General features: G+C 72.1%; 17 protein-coding genes. 5 read left to right on the top strand and 12 right to left on the bottom strand.

Translation table 11 applies throughout. From position 1 onward, the window contains the following. The first annotated feature begins 62 nt into the window (after positions 1–62). The 5 genes from ACH34R_RS06315 (at position 63) to ACH34R_RS06295 (ending at position 4,948) form a co-directional block, all read left to right on the top strand. The gene (locus ACH34R_RS06315) at positions 63–1,655 is read left to right on the top strand and encodes an acyl-CoA carboxylase subunit beta (RefSeq protein WP_397560322.1); all 1,593 of its coding nucleotides are present in this window, start codon (positions 63–65) and stop codon (positions 1,653–1,655) included. A gap of 42 nt (positions 1,656–1,697) precedes the next feature. Next, positions 1,698–1,904 (top strand): acyl-CoA carboxylase subunit epsilon, encoded by a 207-nt coding sequence (locus tag ACH34R_RS06310; protein WP_397560321.1) that lies wholly within the window; start codon positions 1,698–1,700, stop codon positions 1,902–1,904. 108 nt (positions 1,905–2,012) lie between these two features. Next, positions 2,013–2,957: an NYN domain-containing protein gene (locus ACH34R_RS06305; protein ID WP_111169155.1), complete on the top strand. Its 945-nt coding sequence runs from the start codon at positions 2,013–2,015 to the stop codon at positions 2,955–2,957. A gap of 84 nt (positions 2,958–3,041) precedes the next feature. Further along, positions 3,042–4,451 (top strand): DNA-3-methyladenine glycosylase 2 family protein, encoded by a 1,410-nt coding sequence (locus ACH34R_RS06300; RefSeq protein ID WP_397560320.1) that lies wholly within the window; start codon positions 3,042–3,044, stop codon positions 4,449–4,451. After that, entirely contained in the window at positions 4,448–4,948 is a 501-nt protein-coding gene (locus ACH34R_RS06295) for a methylated-DNA--[protein]-cysteine S-methyltransferase (protein WP_397560319.1), read from the top strand. Before ACH34R_RS06300 ends, ACH34R_RS06295 begins: the two co-directional genes overlap by 4 nt. A 46-nt stretch (positions 4,949–4,994) precedes the next feature. On the opposite strand, the gene ACH34R_RS06290 is transcribed toward ACH34R_RS06295, so the two are convergent. From ACH34R_RS06290 to ACH34R_RS06235, 12 genes are all read right to left on the bottom strand, one after another. Beyond that, complete coding sequence (locus ACH34R_RS06290; protein WP_397560318.1) at positions 4,995–5,951, bottom strand: hypothetical protein; 957 nt, start codon at positions 5,949–5,951, stop codon at positions 4,995–4,997. Next, the gene (locus ACH34R_RS06285) at positions 5,948–6,589 is read right to left on the bottom strand and encodes a hypothetical protein (RefSeq protein WP_397560317.1); all 642 of its coding nucleotides are present in this window, start codon (positions 6,587–6,589) and stop codon (positions 5,948–5,950) included. The genes ACH34R_RS06290 and ACH34R_RS06285 overlap by 4 nt, the downstream gene beginning before the upstream one ends. Before the next feature lie 98 nt (positions 6,590–6,687). Beyond that, positions 6,688–9,582: a BTAD domain-containing putative transcriptional regulator gene (locus ACH34R_RS06280; RefSeq protein WP_397560316.1), complete on the bottom strand. Its 2,895-nt coding sequence runs from the start codon at positions 9,580–9,582 to the stop codon at positions 6,688–6,690. 69 nt (positions 9,583–9,651) lie between these two features. Beyond that, the gene (locus ACH34R_RS06275; protein WP_397560315.1) at positions 9,652–10,152 is read right to left on the bottom strand and encodes a flp pilus-assembly TadE/G-like family protein; all 501 of its coding nucleotides are present in this window, start codon (positions 10,150–10,152) and stop codon (positions 9,652–9,654) included. Beyond that, the gene (locus ACH34R_RS06270) at positions 10,149–10,571 is read right to left on the bottom strand and encodes a TadE/TadG family type IV pilus assembly protein (protein ID WP_397560314.1); all 423 of its coding nucleotides are present in this window, start codon (positions 10,569–10,571) and stop codon (positions 10,149–10,151) included. Before ACH34R_RS06270 ends, ACH34R_RS06275 begins: the two co-directional genes overlap by 4 nt. Next, positions 10,568–11,011, bottom strand: coding sequence for a TadE family protein (locus ACH34R_RS06265; protein ID WP_397560313.1), 444 nt, complete (start codon positions 11,009–11,011; stop codon positions 10,568–10,570). The genes ACH34R_RS06270 and ACH34R_RS06265 overlap by 4 nt, the downstream gene beginning before the upstream one ends. Then, complete coding sequence (locus tag ACH34R_RS06260) at positions 11,008–11,247, bottom strand: hypothetical protein (RefSeq protein ID WP_397560312.1); 240 nt, start codon at positions 11,245–11,247, stop codon at positions 11,008–11,010. Before ACH34R_RS06260 ends, ACH34R_RS06265 begins: the two co-directional genes overlap by 4 nt. Positions 11,248–11,250: 3 nt before the next feature. Beyond that, on the bottom strand, positions 11,251–12,177 hold the full coding sequence (locus tag ACH34R_RS06255) for a type II secretion system F family protein (protein WP_397560311.1): 927 nt from the start codon (positions 12,175–12,177) through the stop codon (positions 11,251–11,253). Beyond that, positions 12,170–13,159: a type II secretion system F family protein gene (locus ACH34R_RS06250; RefSeq protein WP_397560310.1), complete on the bottom strand. Its 990-nt coding sequence runs from the start codon at positions 13,157–13,159 to the stop codon at positions 12,170–12,172. The genes ACH34R_RS06255 and ACH34R_RS06250 overlap by 8 nt, the downstream gene beginning before the upstream one ends. Next, positions 13,156–14,457 (bottom strand): CpaF family protein, encoded by a 1,302-nt coding sequence (locus ACH34R_RS06245; protein ID WP_111169146.1) that lies wholly within the window; start codon positions 14,455–14,457, stop codon positions 13,156–13,158. The genes ACH34R_RS06250 and ACH34R_RS06245 overlap by 4 nt, the downstream gene beginning before the upstream one ends. A gap of 435 nt (positions 14,458–14,892) precedes the next feature. Continuing rightward, positions 14,893–15,660, bottom strand: coding sequence for a hypothetical protein (locus tag ACH34R_RS06240; RefSeq protein WP_397560309.1), 768 nt, complete (start codon positions 15,658–15,660; stop codon positions 14,893–14,895). Position 15,661: 1 nt separating this feature from the next. Next, complete coding sequence (locus ACH34R_RS06235; RefSeq protein WP_397560308.1) at positions 15,662–16,354, bottom strand: hypothetical protein; 693 nt, start codon at positions 16,352–16,354, stop codon at positions 15,662–15,664. Positions 16,355–16,362: the final 8 nt, after the last annotated feature.

Raw genomic sequence — 16,362 nt, 5'->3', positions numbered from 1 at the left:
GGCAAGGCCGGAACGGGCGGCCCGGCGTAGGGCGGGTGGCGGGAGTGGTTACCCTGGCGGGCATGAGTGCTGAGCCGGTATTCAAGGATGTCGACATCCACACGACGGCGGGGAAAATCGCCGACCTGGAGCGCCGGATGTACGAGGCCGCGCATGCGGGCTCGGCACGGGCCGTGGAGAAGCAGCACGCCAAGGGCAAGATGACCGCCCGTGAGCGGGTCATGGCGTTCCTCGACGAGGGCAGCTTCGTGGAGTTCGACGAGTTCGCCAGGCACCGGTCCTCGGCGTTCGGGCTGGACCGCGAGCGCCCCTACGGCGACGGCGTGGTCACCGGGCACGGCACGGTGGACGGCCGGCCGGTCGCGGTGTTCTCGCAGGACTTCACGGTGTTCGGCGGCTCGCTCGGCGAGGTGTTCGGCGAGAAGATCGTCAAGGTGATGGACCACGCGCTCAAGACCGGCTGCCCCGTGGTCGGGATCAACGACTCGGGCGGCGCGCGGATTCAGGAGGGCGTCGTCAGTCTCGGCCTCTACGCGGAGATCTTCAAGCGGAACGTGCACGCCTCCGGCGTGATCCCGCAGATCTCGCTGATCATGGGCCCGTGCGCGGGCGGCGCGGTGTACTCCCCCGCCCTGACCGACTTTGTCCTGATGGTCCGGGAAAAGTCGCATATGTTCATCACCGGCCCGGACGTGATCAAGACCGTCACCGGCGAAGAGGTCACCTTCGAGGAACTGGGCGGCGCGCACACCCACAACTCCCGCTCCGGCGTGGCGCACTTCGAGGCGGCCGACGAGGAGGAGTGCCTGGAGTTCGCCCGCGCCCTGCTCTCCTACCTCCCCGGCAACAACCTCGACGAGGGCCCCTCCTACGACGTCACCCCCGTCCTTGAGGTCACCGGCGAGGACCGCGAGCTGGACGCGCTCATCCCCGACTCCGCGAACCAGCCCTACGACATGCAGGAAGTCATCGCCCACGTGCTCGACGACGGCGAGTTCCTGGAGGTCCACGCCCAGTTCGCGCCCAACATCGTGGTCGGCTTCGGCCGCGTGGAGGGCCGGTCCGTCGGGGTCGTGGCCAATCAGCCGATGAGCCTGGCCGGGACGCTGGACATCGGCGCATCGGAAAAAGCCGCGCGATTTGTCCGTACCTGCGATGCGTTCAATATCCCTGTTCTTACATTTGTTGATGTTCCCGGATTCCTTCCCGGAACCGATCAAGAATGGAACGGAATCATCCGCCGCGGGGCCAAGCTCCTCTACGCCTACGCCGAGGCGACCGTCCCGCTGGTCACGGTGATCACCCGCAAGGCGTACGGCGGGGCGTACGACGTCATGGGCTCCAAGCACCTCGGCGCGGACATCAACCTCGCCTGGCCCACCGCCCAGATCGCGGTGATGGGCGCGCAGGGCGCGGTCAACATCCTCTACCGGCGCGAACTCGCCACCGCAGAAGACCCCGACGCCGCCCGCGCCAGGTTCACCACCGAGTACGAGGACACGCTGGCCAACCCCTACCTGGCCGCCGAGCGCGGCTACGTGGACGCGGTGATCCGCCCCTCCGACACCCGCGTCCAGGTGACCCGGGCGCTGCGCGCGCTGCGCAACAAGCGCGCCACCCTGCCGCCCAAGAAGCACGGCAACATCCCTCTTTAGCGAACGACTTATCTGGGCAGGAGACCTGAGGGAGGACGGAACATGCCAGATGCCGACATGAACATCGTTCGTGGTGACGCCACAGCGGAGGAGGTGGTCGCCGTCGTCCTGGCGCTCAGCCGGCGGGCGACACCCCCGAAGGCACCGTCCGCGAGAAAGACCGACCCTTGGAGGGATCCGACCCATAGGATGCGAAAGCCACTGGCCCATGGGCTCGGCGCTTGGCGAAGCTGTTCTCTGCCGTTTTAGACCGGAGGATCCCCACGATGGGGTGTCAACTTCCTCAAGTGTTGGGACTATCTAGAAATGGGCGAATATAGTCAGCCGATCATCTAGTCCCGAGGCCTGGAGGACGACATGGCCATCCCGGACCTCTTGCCACATGCCGTGGTCGCCAAGTACGCGGTCCTCGTAGACGTCGGCTACCTCTATGCCGCCGCGGGCGAGGTCATCCTCGGGGCCAAGGAACGCAAGGAATACCGTGTCGCCGCCGATGAACTGATCCAGGCGCTGCAGAAGCACGCCGAAGATCGCATCTCCGGCGAACTACTGCGGATCTACTGGTACGACGCGGCCCGCGACCGCGTCCCCACCGTTGACCAGCGGGTCATCGCCCAGCTTCCCTGGGTCAAGGTGCGGCTGGGCAACCTCAACGCGCGCGGCCAGCAGAAGGGCGTGGACGCCCAGATCAGGAGCGACCTGGAGGCGCTGGCCCGGCACCACGCGGTCAGCGACACGATACTGCTGGCGGGCGATGAGGACATGGTCCCGGCGGTGGAGGCCGCCCAGGCGTACGGGGTGCGCGTCCACCTGTGGGGCGTGGAGCCCCCGTACGGCACCAACCAGGCCGAACGCCTGGTGTGGGAGTCCGACACGGTGGAGGTCATCAACGCCGACTTCCTGCGGCCCTACTTCAGCCGTGCCCCGCAGGCCGCGGTGCCCGCCGCCCCGGCCACGCCGTCCCCGGCCCAGGTGTTCGCGGGACGCGCGCCGCTGGCCGCCAAACCGCCGGCCAAACAGGGACAGGTGGCCAAACTCGGCCCGAACCGCCCGCACGTCGAGGAGGTCGGCGAGCACGTCGCGCAGAAGTGGATCCTCACCCGTGGCCGCGACAACATCCGTGACCTGCTGCCCGGCCCCATCCTGCCCACGGTCATCGACACCGAGCTGCTGATCGAGGCGGAAAAGGAGCTGGGCCACTCGCTGCGGCCCTACCCCGAGGCCCGGGTGTGGCTGCGCGACGGGTTCTGGGCCCGGGTCTACCGCGAGTTCGATCTCGGCGTGGGCGTCTCGAGCAAGTGACGGCGGGCACGTCTCCGCAGGTCGGGGCGTACAGGTCCGAAACCCGCCAGTCATGGCCTCTGGCATGCGGATAACGTGGAAGCCATGTTGCTGAAGGCGGATATCACCGGCCTGGACTTCGACGCCTGCTACCGCGCCGCGTCGGCCAGGGACGTGCGGTTCGACGGCCGCTTCTACACGGCGGTCAGCACGACGCGCATCTACTGCCGGCCGATCTGCCCGGCCCGGACCCCCGCCCGGCGTAATGTCAGATTTTACCGGCATGCCGCCGCGGCGGAGGCGGCCGGGTTCCGGCCGTGCAAGCGGTGCCGGCCCGAGCTGAGCCCGGGCGATCCCGGGTGGAACGTCCGTGGCGACCTGGTGGGCCGGGCGCTGCGGCTGATCGACGAGGGCGTCGTGGACGACTTCGGGATCAGCGGTCTGGCCGCGCGGCTGCACATCACCGAGCGCCACCTGCACCGGCTGTTCACCACGGAGCTGGGCGCGGGGCCGCTCGCGGTGGCCCGTACCAAGCGGCTGCTGCTGGCCAAGCAACTGCTCACCGAGACCGCGCTGCCGGTCACCGACGTGGCGTTCGCGGCCGGGTTCGGCAGCGTGCGGCAGTTCAACGCCACGATGAAGGAGACGTACGGCTTCGCGCCGAGCGAGCTGCGCGCCACGGCGGGCGGACCCCGGCCAGAGACCACAGAGACAAAGGTCCCGCTGAGCCTGCGGCTGCATCACCGGCGTCCCTACGACCCGGTGAGCCTGCTCGGCTTCCTGGCGATGCGGGCGATCCCCGGCGTGGAGCAGGTGGACGACGCCTCCTACACCCGCACCGTGCCCGGCGGCTCGATCACGGTGACCGTCGCGGACGGCCATCTCAGGCTGACCGCGTCGGTCTCCGACACCCGGCACCTCGCGCGCATCGTGGCCCGCTGCCGGCGGCTGTTCGACCTGGACGCCGACCCGGAGGCGGTCGGCGAGGCGCTGTCGGAGACGGCGCTGCACCCGCTGGTCACGGCCCGGCCAGGGCTGCGGGTACCGGGCGCGTGGGACGGCTTCGAGGTGGCCGTACGGGCGGTCGTCGGGCAGCAGATCTCCGTCGCGGGCGCGCGGACGCTGCTCGGCCGCATCGCCGGGCGCGCCGGGAGCGACGGCCTGTTCCCGACAGCGGAACAGCTCGCCGCGGCCGACCTCACCGGGCTCGGCCTGACCGGCCGCAGAATGACCACGCTGCGGGTCCTCGGCGAGCGGGTGGCGTCCGGGGAGATCGACCTGGACGGCGCGCAGGAGCCGGGCGAGGCCGTGGCGGCACTGCTGGAGATCCCCGGCATCGGCCCGTGGACCACCAGCTACATCGCCATGCGCGCGCTGCGCGACCCGGACGCCTGGCCCGGCGGCGACCTTGGCCTGCGCAAGGCCATGGCCTGCCTGAACATTCCGGAAGAACACATCGAGCGGTGGCGGCCCTGGCGGGCCTACGCCGCGATGCACCTGTGGAGTTCCTCATGATCCGAGCACAGATCCTGCCCACGCCCCCCGGTCCGCTGTCCCTGCTGGTCCGTGACGGCGTACTGGTGGCGGCGGGGTTCACCGCGGACCCCAAGGAGATGTTCAACCGCCTCGCGCCCGAGCTGCGCGAGGAGGGCATGGAGGTCGTGGACGACCTCGGCGCGCCCGCCCAGGCGGTGCGCGACTACCTGGCCGGCGACCTCGGCGCGCTGGACGCGATCCCGGTCAGCCAGCCGGGCAGCGACCGGAGGCAGCGGCTGCTGGAGGCGCTGCGGGCGGTACCGGCGGGGGTCACGGTCACCTACGGCGAGCTGGCCGAACGCGCCGGGATGCCGCGTACGGCGGCCAGGGCCGCGGGCGGCGCGTGCGCGCAGAACCTGATCGCGCCGTTCGTGCCCTGCCACCGGGTACTGCCCGCGGGGGGCGGCTTCGGCGGCTACTACTACGGCACGCCGGTCAAGGAGTGGCTGATCGCCCACGAGGCCGGGAGGGCCTGACCGGACCGGCCCCGGCGTCCACGGAGGGACGCCGGGGCCGATCGCGTCAGGAGCCGGAATCGGACTCGCGCACGGTGGTCTGCACCTCGCCCACCGGCACGGAACGAGTGGCCGACACCTGGATGTCCTCGTAGTTGAACTGGGGGTCGGAGGTGACACCCCAGACGGTCGTCGCGGTCAGCTCGTACGCACCGCCCGGCTGCCCGTCCGACGCCTGGTGGTAGATGATCCCGCACTTCAGCGGGTTCCCCTTCGCATAGACCAGCTCGAAGTTCGTTCCGCAGCCCTTCTTGGGGACCGTCACGGCATCGGAGGTGCCGGGCTTGAGCGTCAGGTTCTCCAACTCGGCGGTGACGGTCGCGCTCGCCACCTCGGGCAGGGTCGCCGTGACCGACCGGGTGGTGGCACCCATCCCTGTCAGCCACACGTACGTACTCAGGTTGACGTAGCTCTTGACGGTAGGACTCGTCCTGATCTTGAACTCCGGCACCGTGAGCGCGGCCCGCGCGATGTCGCGAAGCTCCTCCCGGGTGATCCCGCCCGGAGGCGTCTCCCCCGGCGGCACGAACACGAACGGCTCCAGCGCCGTCCAGCAGGCCATCCCGTTGGGGTCCTTGTTGTTGTAGGCGGGACGCCACCAGCGCCCCTTCTTGCCCACCTGGTCGGAGAACTGCTTGATGTACTTCTTGAAGTCGTCCTCGCTCGCGTTCGGTTGCAACTTGAAGAAGTAGGGCCGCACCTCCTCCTGCTCCTTCAGCATCTGGTCGGCGTCCGGCCCCGGTTCGTACCAGCACGGCCGCTTCAGCCGGAAGCCGTCGCCGCGCTTGCCGCCGATCCCGTTGCCGCTCAGGATGATCCGCGAGTGCGTCAGTTCGATCCCGACGGTCCGGCCGTCCTGGTACTTCTGGCCCTTGGGGTCATCGGCGGCGGCGGTACCGGCCGCGGTGAGCGCGAGCGCGCCCACGCCGAGCAGCACGAGCAGACGAGGCGTCACAGGCGTCATCGTCGGCATCCCTTCGCGCGTTCGTTCGTCAGTTCGGCGTAGCGGAAGAGCTTGATCCGCCAGTTCCCGTCGTCGCCCTGGCGCACGCCGGCCGACTGGAGGTAAACGGACTCGTCGTCGGAGCCGGGCTCGGCGGGCAGATCCTGCCCGGTACGGGCGTCCACGTACCGGACCTGCGTCTCGTCCACGCAGACGTCCACCTGGGCGGCGCGGTCCTGCTCGCTGCTGACCTTGAGCCCGAACAGGCGGGCGGTGCCGCGTACCGACCGCTTCTTGTCAAGGTAGTCCTTGACCCACTCGAAGGAGGTCTTGCCGGCCTCCAGCTCCATGAGGGTCATGTAGTGCTCGTCGCGGCCCCGGGTCACGACCCCTTTGAACATCCCGACGTAGGCGTCGCGGAAGGTCTCCAGCATCTCGGTGTGCTCGGCCGTGATGCCGCCCGGCCACTCCACGATGACCTTGAGCCCGGAGTCGACGGCCAGCGTCTCGGTGCGCGGGGCCGCGCCCGACGTGGTCGCGGACGCTCCAGCGGCCGGGCCGCCCTCGCCACCGCCCGGAGTGAAGGGCCGATCCGCGCCGGAGGCCGCGCATCCGGCGGTGAGCACCGCGGCGATCGCCGGCGCGATCAGCCCTCGCATGCCGATCACAGTAAGACGGCGCGGCACATCCGGGCCAGCGCTATATCCGGATTGGTATGACCCCGGCCCTCGCCGCACGTCGACCCCTTCCTCAGATGTCATGCCGACGGCACCGACTGGATCCGCCAGGCCGGATACAGCTCGTCGATCAGGGCCTCGGTCTCGGGGGCCATGCCGCCGCCGTACGGGTGGGAGGCGGCCCGGCGGTGCAGGGCGTCCACCACCGCGCGCAGCCGGGCCGTGTCGCCGGTCGCGTGCGTGGCCCGCAGCAGGTCGCGCCACAGGCCCTCGTCGTCGGCGGCCAGCAGCAGCCCGGCACGGACCGCGGCGACCGCTTCGGCGGCCTCGCCGCGGGCGAGCCGTACCTCGCACAGCCGGTGCGCGGCGTCGGCGACCTCGGCGGTCACGTCGTACTCCAGGTCGTCGTCGGCCAGCCAGGCGTACCGGCCGCGCGGGCGCGGGCTCAGCAGCGGCCCGCGGACCAGCCCGAGCGCCCGGTCCAGGAGCGCGGCCCGCCCGGCCGCGTCGCCGTGCGAGCGCCGGACCAGCTCCCGGAACAGCGTCCAGTCGGTGCGGACCTCCGGCCCGAGCCGCAACCGGCCCGCCCGGTCGGTGAACAGGTGGGGACGGCCCTCGGAGTCGGTGCCCAGCCAGTTGACGACCCGCTCGATCGTCGCGTCGCGCACGGCCGTCTGCACCCCGCGCGGCCACAGGACCCCGCCGAGCACCACCGGATGCACCCCGCCCGGGTGGGTGGACAGGTAGACGATCAGCTCGGCGGCGAGCGCCATCCTGCCCTCCTCCAGCGGCTCGGCGGCGGAGATCTCGATCGGGCCGAGGATGCGCACCTCCACGGCGGGCGGCCGGGACTCGATCGGGGCCTCCCGCTCGGCGGACAGCGGCTCGCCGTCGAACCGTTCCGCCGTGCCGAACAGCTCGACCAGCGCGGCGTACTGGCGGCGGGGCAGCAGTTGCGCGTTCACCTCGAAGCCGAGGGCGTCCACCTTGGCCCGGCCCTCCTCGGTGATGTCCCACGTCCAGGTGGCGTGTTCGACGTCGCCCGCGACCACGTAGCCGGCCGCCGTGCGGGTGCCCTCCCTGGCCAGCAGGGCCAGCCTGCGGGCCTCCTCGGGGCTCGGCGCGATGGCCGACAGCAGGTAGTGCGGCGGCCAGGCGGGGTCGGCGGCACGGCCGTTGACCCGGCCGGTCAGTACCTCGCCCTCGCGTACCTGGTCGCGGACGCGCGCCTCCAGCTCGGGCAGCACCTCGGCCAGGCTGCCCGCGCAGGTGATCCGCTCGGGGGCGATGGCGGCCAGGTCGTCGCCGAACCCGACGAGCGTCACGTGCATCCGGTCCGACCAGCGGTTGGTGCCCAGCTCGACGGCCAGCGCGGCGAGCGCGGCCGTGGTGTTCGCGCCGGTGATGTTGATCAGGCCGTGCGCGGCCTCCAGGTCGACCAGCACGCGCCCGGACTCGTCGGTGCCCAGCGACACCAGCCCCGGGTACGGGGCGGCGGCGTCGGCCACCGAGTGCTCGTCGAGCATCCGCCCCTCGTGCGCGGCCAGCCGCCACACCCGGCCGCCGTCGTGCGCGGTCCACGGCGCGGGCGGTTCCTCCTGCGGCGGGTGGATCCACAGGTCCAGGCTGGTCGCCGACAGGTGGGCGGCGTAGATGGTGGGCGGCGTACGGCCGCGCAGCGCGAGCGCCCGGCCCAGCACCCGCAGGCCGATGTCGAGCATCCGCGTCCCGGGCGCGTCGGCCCCGAGCCGCAGCGCCACCTCGGCCTGCGCGGCGTCATCGCGGGGGCGGGCGATCCGCCGCCCGAAGGCCCTGCGCCACAACTGGGCCCTGCGCCGCCTGCCGAGCAGCACCAGCAGCCCGGCCGCGGCCAGCGACATCCCGGCCAGGTAGTGGCCCACGTCGAGGTGCAGGCCCTGCTCGGCGGCGTCGCGCTCGGCCCGGGCGCGGTCCTCTTCGGCGAGCTGGGCCCACCGGTCGTCGGCGGCCTGCCGCTCTTCGGGGGGCGGCTCCTGGGCGGCCTCCGCACGCTCGGCCGGGGGCGTCTCGGCCTTCTCCTCCGGAAGGGCCTTCTGCGGCTCCTTGTGCTTTTCGGGGGTCTCGGTCTCGCCGCGCGGGGTGACGGCCTGGGCGTCGCCCGCGCCCTTGCCCGCGTCGTAGCGGGTGCTGCCGTCCAGTTCGGCGGGGCGGCCCCGGTGGTCGTCGAGGGTCTCGGTGCGGGGCTGGCCGGCGGGCACGATGTGGACGTTGACCGCGTCGTCGGGCATGTCCAGGACCCAGCCGGGGCGGATCAGGTCGGCCATGTGCAGGCGTGTGCCGTCCGGCTGTTCCTTGTGCTGGTTCAGCTTGAAGATCTCCGGGTACCTGCGGCCCTCGCCCAGGCACTTCTCGGCGATCTCCCACAGGCTCTCGTGGTGGCGGCCGTGCGGCGGCTGCACCACGTAGACCTTCTTGGCCTTTCGCACCTCGTGCAGGACCTGCCGCTGCTCGGCGGCGGCAGCGGCGGCCGACTGCTGGTGGGTGACCGCCGCGACGGTGGTCACGTTCGGCTTGATGGGCGGCGGGGCCTGGGCGCGGACCAGCGGGATGACCGCGGCCGACGCGGTGAACAGCACCAGCGCCGCGGAGACCAGCCGGTTGGCGACCGCCTGCGTGCCGCCGGAGAGCGGCACCCTGGCCGGCATGCCGATCCGCCGGATGCCCGCGTAGACCTCGACGGCCACGCAGATCAGCAGGCGGAACCAGACGATCCACAAGATGAGGTTCAGGATGGGGATCAGCGTGCTCGGCCCGACCTGGCTGGTGATCAGGTCGATGTCGAGCAGCGCCGGGCCGATCGGCGGGCCCGTGAGGCGCAGCAGCGCGTACGGTACGCCGCCGACCAGCGCGACCAGCACCAGCAGTGCGCCGAGTCCGATGATCACGTCTCCGAACGTGCGCCTGGTGGCGATGCGCTGCGGCTGTCGCGTCGGCATGCCCCTCCTTCCTATGTGCCGGGAGTCTGTGTCTTCGGGTGTTGCGGGGGCTCTCGCCCAGGGTCCTCCTCAACGGTCCGGTAGGCCAGAGACCGGCATCTCTGTCGGTATCTCGCTGGGCTCGGTGGGCACCGGTACCGTGCCCTCGCCCGTCTCGGGGCCCGCGGTGGCGGAGCCTTCCATCTCCATCCCGGGAAAACCGATCGCCGACAGGAAGAACGCCTCCCAGCGGACGCTCACCCCGACCGTCACGGTGGTCAGGTCGCCGGCCAGTTCGCAGCGGGTGCGCCGCATGGCGTCGTCCTCGTGCGCCGTCACGATCTCGTCGGCCTCGGCGCACACCGCGCCCTCGTCGTCCAGCAGCCTGGCCTGGCCGGTCGTGCGCAGGTGGTCGTCGTCGATGACGTCGGCGCCGGCCCTGGCCGCCTGCTCGGCCACGTCGTTGGCGCGCAGCCGGGCGTTGATCGCGGCGCCGCCGTCCACGAGCATCCCGGCCAGCAGGAAGACCACGACGGAGAACACCACCACGAAGATCGACATCGAGCCCCGATCGCGCTCGACCCGCTTCACTCGAACCTCCGGTAGCGCTCCAGAGGGACCACGGCGACGCCCGTCATGGTCTTGGCCGCGCCGAACCCGAGGAACGACAGGTCCAGTTCACAGGTCACCTCGGCCCTGACCTCACCCGGCGGGGGCGCCTGGCCCTCACCCTGGCCCTCGTCCCGCCGGATCTCCAGGTCGGCGGCCGGGCCGGAGCACTGGCCTTCCAGCGCGGCGGTCACGGCCTCGGTGGCGGCGGTCTGCGCCGCCGCGTCGTCGCGCTGTACCGACGCGGCCCGCGCGGCGTCCCTGGCCGCGCCGTTGACCTCGCCCTGGGCCTCCACGAGCCGTCCCGCCCCGGCCAGGAACAGCAGGAACAGCAACAGGACCGGGGCCAGCAGCACGGCCTCGGCCGACATGGACCCCCGCTCGCGCCCCGGGCGGCTCATTCCTCGCAGCCCTCCGAACCGTCGTCGGGCCGGAAGCACTCCACCGGCCCGCCGAACCTGGCGGTGACCGTGAACGTCAGCTCCGGCAGCAGCGGGACCACCTGCACGGCGGTACCGGTCACCTGCACGCCGCGCTGGTCGCCCTCCTCCCAGGGCTCCACCTGGCGGTTCTTCAGCAGCTCGGGCCCGACCGTGTCCACGACCTCCTCGGCGCGCTGCCTGGCCCTGCCGTCCCAGTCGGTGGAGTCCCAGCCGGCGGAGCGGGCGATCCGCGCCCCCTCGCGGGCCGCGGCGTCGGCGATCTGCCGCCCGTGCGCCCACAGCGTCACCTGCACCACGAGCAGGATCAGCGCCAGCACGACCGGCATGATCAGGGCCAGCTCGATCACGGTCGCCCCGCGCTCGCGGCCCCGCGCCCGCTCCGGGGAGGCCGGGATCACGGCTGAACACCACCGTCCCCGCCGTCCCCGCCGCCGAACTTGTCCTGGATCTCGGACTGTTTCTCCTCGACGAGGGTCCTGATGAGGGTGGCCAGGCCGAGGGCGACACCCGCGATGATCGCGGTGATGATCACCCATTCGACGGCGGAGGCCCCTTTGGTGGGAGCGGTACGCGCGCGGTGGATCCGCACGCTGAGCATGGCGACCAGGTAGATGACCCACGGGTGATTGAGCATCGGCTAAGACCCCAACATCTTCATCGCTGCCGGATAACTGAGGAAGATCACGAAGCCCGCGCACAGCAGCAACTGGGCCACGAGCATGGACTGCGAGCGCTCCCCCGCCCGGCCCTCGATCTCGGCGAGCTCGCGCCGCCGGAGGGTCGCCGCGCGGGCGGTCAGTGAGGCGCGGACCTTCGCGCCGTCGTCGGCGACCAGGCCGAGCGCGGCCGACAGGTCACGGAGTTCGTCCACATCGATCTCGTCGCCGAGCTGGCCGAGGGCCTGCCAGGGGGTGATGCCGACGATCCGCGCGTTGGACAGGGCCTCGCGGATGCGGGACATCGCCCAGTTGGACTCGTCCGGGCCGCCGCCGACGGAGACCGACATCAGCAGGGCCTCGGGGACGCCCCGGCCGCCCGCCAGGTTCATCGACACCAGGTCCAGGAACGCGCCGACGACGTGCCGGAAGTCGCGCCGCCGGGTCGCCGCGTCCCGGCGGATCTGCAGGTCCGGCAGCATGAAGAAGACCACCGCGAAGAGCAGCGCCGACCACAGCGGGACGGTCGGCGAGGTCCCCCAGCCCATCACCGTCAGCCAGCCCCACAGGAGGGGAAAGGCCAGCAGCCCGGACACCGCGAGCAACATCTTGGTGGCCAGGAAACCCTCGAAGGACCGGCCGACCAGCGCGAGGTCGGCCTTGATGGAGCGGGCCTCCCAGCCGCGCGCGGCGTAGAAGCGGGCCATCCGCACGCCGAGGGTGCGGCGGAAGGCGCTGACCTCCTCGTCGGGCAGCACGAGCTGCATCCGCGGCGAGTCGCCGTCCTGCCTGGCCGCGTCCAGTGCGAGCAGCCTGGCCACCAGGCCGGGCCTGGCCGGGAACAGCGCCCGCAGCAGCAGGAACAGTCCGAGTCCGAGCACCGCGCCCGCTATGAGCGTCTCAGTCATCGCCGCCTCCTCTGCGCACGCCGCCCGTGGAGGCGGCGAGCTGCCCGTTGGCACCGGCCTGCCCGCCGGGGCCGCTCTGGCCGCTCTGACCGCCACCCGGTGAGGTCGCGGCGGAGCCGGGCAGGCCCGCCCGCAGCAGCCTGCTCGGCTTGTCGAACCTGGCCAGCCGCCGCATCCAGGCGAACCCCGCGCCGAACAGCCCGGCCACCACCACGAGCACCGCCTGGCCGAGCGCGTCGTCGTACTCGGCCACGTAGGTCGGGTTCCACACCACCAGGAGGGCGGCGAAGCCGACCGCCGTGCCCACGACGATCTGCACGCTGCGCCGGGTGGCCCGGCGCTCGGACTCCACCCGGCGGCGCATGTCCAGCTCCTCGCGGGCCGACACGGCGAGCGCGCCGAGCACGTCGCGCAGGCCGGGGCCGCGCAGCCGGGAGTTCAGGATGAGCGCGGCGATCACCAGGTCGGCGGAGGGGTCGTTCAGCTCGTCGGCGAACAGCCGCAGCGCGGCGGGCAGCGCCATCCGGGTGTGCAGGCGGTCCACCATGGCCCGCAGGTGCGGGCGCAGGGTCGGGGCGGCGGCCCTGATCGAGGCCGGGATGGCCTGCTCCAGGCCGGAGGCCCCGGCGATGGTGTCGCGCAGCGATTCGGTCCAGGCGGCCAGGCCCTCCAGGCGGCGCATCGCGGCGCGCTCCTCGCCCGCGCCGCCGGACAGGCCGTGCCAGGCCAGTACCAGCAGCACCGCGCCGCCGGCCATCACCGGCCAGCCGGTGACCACCAGGACCGCCGCGCCGCTGATCGCGGCGATAGCGGTGCGGGTGGACAGGACGCGCAGCAGTTCCTTGCGCCGGGCGCGCTTGTCCGGCGTCGGCGGGCGGGGGCGCATGCCGTAGATGGACAGGCCGAGCAGGAACAGGCCGCCGCCGATGGCCGCGCCCGCCAGCAGGACGAGCGGGTCGAGCAGACCGGACGACGGTGTCATCCCCACCCTCCAGGCACGTATCCGTGCGGGACCAGCTCGTCCAGGCAGGACAGCGGGGCGTGCGGGACGGCCAGGCCGTCGGGCGAAGGGCGGAACACCTCCGAGGACAGCACGCGCCCGTCGCAGCCGGTCACCTCGCGCACGCTGGAGACGTAGCGGCGCAGCCGGCCGCCCTGGGCGTAGTCGTTGCGCTTTTCGATGAAGACGACGAAGTCGATGGCGCCGGCGATGAGCATGTGGGTGGCCTCGATCGGCAGCCGCTCGGTGGCCTGGAGGGCGTAGGTGGCGATGCGGTTGAAGACCTCCATGCTGGAGTTGGCGTGGATGGTGGACAGCGAACCGTCGTTGCCCTGGGTCATCGCGTTGAGCATGGTGACGATCTCGTCGCCGAGGACCTCGCCGACGATCACCCGGCTGGGGTTCATCCGCAGGCTCCTGCGGACCAGCTCGGCCATGCTGATCTCGCCCTGGCCCTCGGAGTTGGGCAGCCGCTGCTCGAAGGCGACCACGTTGGGGTGCAGCTCGGGGAACTGGTCCAGGCCCAGCTCCAGCGCGCGCTCGACGGTGATCAGGCGTTCGTGTACGGGGATCTCGTTGGCCAGGGCGCGCAGCAGGGTGGTCTTGCCGGCGTTGGTGGACCCGGCGATCATGATGTTCTTGCGCGCGGCGACGGCGGCGGCCAGGAACCTGCCGACCTCGGGGGTGAGCGTGCCGTTGCCCGCCAGGTCGCTGAGGAAGACCTTGCCCAGGCGGGCGCGGCGGATGGACACGGCGGGGCGTACCGTGACGTCCATCACGGCCGAGAGCCGCGAGCCGTCCGGCAGGCGCAGGTCGAGCTGGGGGTTGGCGGTGTCGAAGGGGCGGCTGGACAGGCCGCTGTAGGCGGCGAGGATCTGGATCAGCTCGATCAGCTCCTCGTCGGACTCGGCGACCGGCTCCTGCATCTCCTCCCGGCCGTCGGCGTACCCGACGAAGACCCGGTCGCAGCCGTTGATGTCGATGTTCTCGACGTCGAGGTCGTCGAGCAGCGGCTGGAGGCGGCCGACGCCGAACAGCGCGGCGTGGATGCCGGCGGCCAGCGCCTCCTCCTCCTCGGCGGTCGGCGGCACCCGGCCGACGCCGATCTCGCCCCTGGCGTACTCCTCCAGGACCTGCGCGATCAACGCCCTGGCGAACTGCCGCTCGTCCTCCCCGCTCATCGGCGGCAACCCGGACGCCTGATCCAGCCGCCGCTGATGCGCCAGCCGATCCCCGACCTCCTGCCGGAACCGCTTCACCAAGCTGTGATCAATGCTCATTTGCCCTCGCTTCGCTCGGGCGGGCCTGGGCGCCTTGAAGGTCGCGTCTTCCCCTCCTCGCTCCCTCGCTCGTCCCTCACTCGATCGCTCGTCAGTCCAGACACGACCGCGCCCAGGCCGTGCGTGGTTGCGGTGAGCGCATCCCAGGACAAGCTCATGGCGCTCGCTCCGCTCGCGCGGGGCCCGGGCGCCCTCAAGGCCGCGCCTTCCCCTCCTCGCTCCCTCGCTCGTCCCTCACTCGATCGCTCGTCGGTCCAGACACGACCGCGCCCGGTCCCCTGCGTAGTTGCGGCGAGCGCATCCCAGAACAAACTGAAGGCGCTCGCGCAGGGCCCGGGCGCCCCCAAGGCCGCGCCCGGTCCCGTGCGTGGTTGCGGTGGGTGCGCTCCTGGAGAGAACGCCTCGCTCGCGGCACCCCCTCCACTGCTTTGGGGGTCAGTGTTGTGGCTCATGGAGGGCGCTCCGGGGGGCGGTGTGGGTGGTGAGGCGGGAGGCCAGTTCGCGGGCGGTGCGGATGAGGAGGGAGCGGTCCAGACGGCCGCCCCATTGGCCGCGGAGGAGTTCGGCGCCCTTGGGGTCGTGGGCGAGGCCGCCGACGAAGGCGACCTCGCGGCCGGTGGCGGTGACGATGCGGCGGACCTCGTCGATGGAGGAGCGGTACTGGCGGGGGTCGGCGATCACGACCACGCCGAGCTGGGGGCCCTTGGGGAGTACGGCCAGGCGTTCGCGCAGGTGGGCGACGTGGTCGAGGCTGGCCCTGGCGAACAGCACGGCCAGCTCCGCCTCGGTGATCAGCTCGTTGATCTCGGGGTGCGCGCCCAGCCGGCCGCAGTCGGCGAGCACGTCGGCCCCCGGGACGGACGCGAACGTACGGCCGAGCGGGCCCCACAGCCAGGTGAGCCCCGCCGCCTGCTCGCCGTGGGTGAGGCCGGTCAGTACGTCGAGACCGCCGACGATCTTCTGGGAGTGCTCCTGGACCTGCTGGACGGTCAGCCCCCTGCGGGCGGTGGCCCCCAGCGAGAGCAGTCCCCTGGCCGGGTTGAGCACTCCGCCGTCGGCGGCCGGGAGCCGGTAGGCGAGGTCGCCGCCCGCCGGGTCGCACTCGGCGAGCAGCACCGAACGGGGCCAGACCGCGCCCAGCGCCGTGGCGGCCGTGGTGACGCCGGGCGCCCCCTTGTCGGCGGCGAGCACGATGAGCGCCATGTCAGTGGGCTCCCGGCAGCTCGGCCACGGCGATCTCGCCGATGGTCGCGTACCCGGCCACGGTCGGAGACAGCTCGCTGTTCACGATCACCGTGATCTGCCCGCTCGACCCGCTCCTGCCCGCGGCGCCGACGCTGTCGACCAGCGCGCTCTGCGCGAGCACCTCGGGCTCGGCGTCGCCCGCCCGCCCCGGCACGTGGATGACCTGGACCCGGTCTCCGGCCTTGATCCCCGAGGGGATCTGCCCGGATTTCAGGGACAGGCCGACCCTGGCCTTGCCGGGGCCGAGTTCCTGGCTGGCGGTGACGACCATCTGCTCGGTGAGCAGGGTGCCGGGCAGCAGGGTGACCTTGGCGAAGGTCTTGGCGACCTGCTGGCGGTGCACCCAGGCGACGTAGCCGATGCCGGTGTTGGCGATCTGTACCTCTTCCATGGCGGTCACCGGGATCGCCTGCCCGGCGCCGACCTGCTGGGAGATCCGGATGGCCGAGACCCGGTCGCCGCTGCGCATCACCAGCAGCGTGGTGGCGAGGGCCCCGCCCAGGATGAGCAGGACGGCCACGGCGGCGAGGGCGGGGCGGCGCTCGCGCGGCGGGACGGGGAGCTTGCGGGAGGCGGGGCCGGAAAGGGTGCCCTGAGCACCCGCGGCGACCGTGGTACGGCTGTCGCGGGCGGGCGTCTCACTGATCCTCATGGGTCGGG

This window comes from Spongiactinospora sp. 9N601, from assembly GCF_044326295.1.
Classification (GTDB): Bacteria; Actinomycetota; Actinomycetes; order Streptosporangiales; family Streptosporangiaceae; genus Spongiactinospora; species Spongiactinospora gelatinilytica.
This window is presented reverse-complemented; position numbering and strand designations above follow the sequence as displayed.

What these genes read in the sequence shown, in the direction of transcription:
- ACH34R_RS06315 (WP_397560322.1), top strand. Translation starts at nt 63, where the DNA reads ATGAGTGCTGAGCCGGTATTCAAGGATGTCGACATCCACACGACGGCG.
- ACH34R_RS06310 (WP_397560321.1), top strand. Translation starts at nt 1,698, where the DNA reads ATGCCAGATGCCGACATGAACATCGTTCGTGGTGACGCCACAGCGGAG.
- ACH34R_RS06305 (WP_111169155.1), top strand. Translation starts at nt 2,013, where the DNA reads ATGGCCATCCCGGACCTCTTGCCACATGCCGTGGTCGCCAAGTACGCG.
- ACH34R_RS06300 (WP_397560320.1), top strand. Translation starts at nt 3,042, where the DNA reads ATGTTGCTGAAGGCGGATATCACCGGCCTGGACTTCGACGCCTGCTAC.
- ACH34R_RS06295 (WP_397560319.1), top strand. Translation starts at nt 4,448, where the DNA reads ATGATCCGAGCACAGATCCTGCCCACGCCCCCCGGTCCGCTGTCCCTG.
- ACH34R_RS06290 (WP_397560318.1), bottom strand. Translation starts at nt 5,951, where the DNA reads ATGACGCCTGTGACGCCTCGTCTGCTCGTGCTGCTCGGCGTGGGCGCG.
- ACH34R_RS06285 (WP_397560317.1), bottom strand. Translation starts at nt 6,589, where the DNA reads ATGCGAGGGCTGATCGCGCCGGCGATCGCCGCGGTGCTCACCGCCGGA.
- ACH34R_RS06280 (WP_397560316.1), bottom strand. Translation starts at nt 9,582, where the DNA reads ATGCCGACGCGACAGCCGCAGCGCATCGCCACCAGGCGCACGTTCGGA.
- ACH34R_RS06270 (WP_397560314.1), bottom strand. Translation starts at nt 10,571, where the DNA reads ATGAGCCGCCCGGGGCGCGAGCGGGGGTCCATGTCGGCCGAGGCCGTG.
- ACH34R_RS06260 (WP_397560312.1), bottom strand. Translation starts at nt 11,247, where the DNA reads ATGCTCAATCACCCGTGGGTCATCTACCTGGTCGCCATGCTCAGCGTG.
- ACH34R_RS06255 (WP_397560311.1), bottom strand. Translation starts at nt 12,177, where the DNA reads ATGACTGAGACGCTCATAGCGGGCGCGGTGCTCGGACTCGGACTGTTC.
- ACH34R_RS06250 (WP_397560310.1), bottom strand. Translation starts at nt 13,159, where the DNA reads ATGACACCGTCGTCCGGTCTGCTCGACCCGCTCGTCCTGCTGGCGGGC.
- ACH34R_RS06245 (WP_111169146.1), bottom strand. Translation starts at nt 14,457, where the DNA reads ATGAGCATTGATCACAGCTTGGTGAAGCGGTTCCGGCAGGAGGTCGGG.
- ACH34R_RS06240 (WP_397560309.1), bottom strand. Translation starts at nt 15,660, where the DNA reads ATGGCGCTCATCGTGCTCGCCGCCGACAAGGGGGCGCCCGGCGTCACC.
- ACH34R_RS06235 (WP_397560308.1), bottom strand. Translation starts at nt 16,354, where the DNA reads ATGAGGATCAGTGAGACGCCCGCCCGCGACAGCCGTACCACGGTCGCC.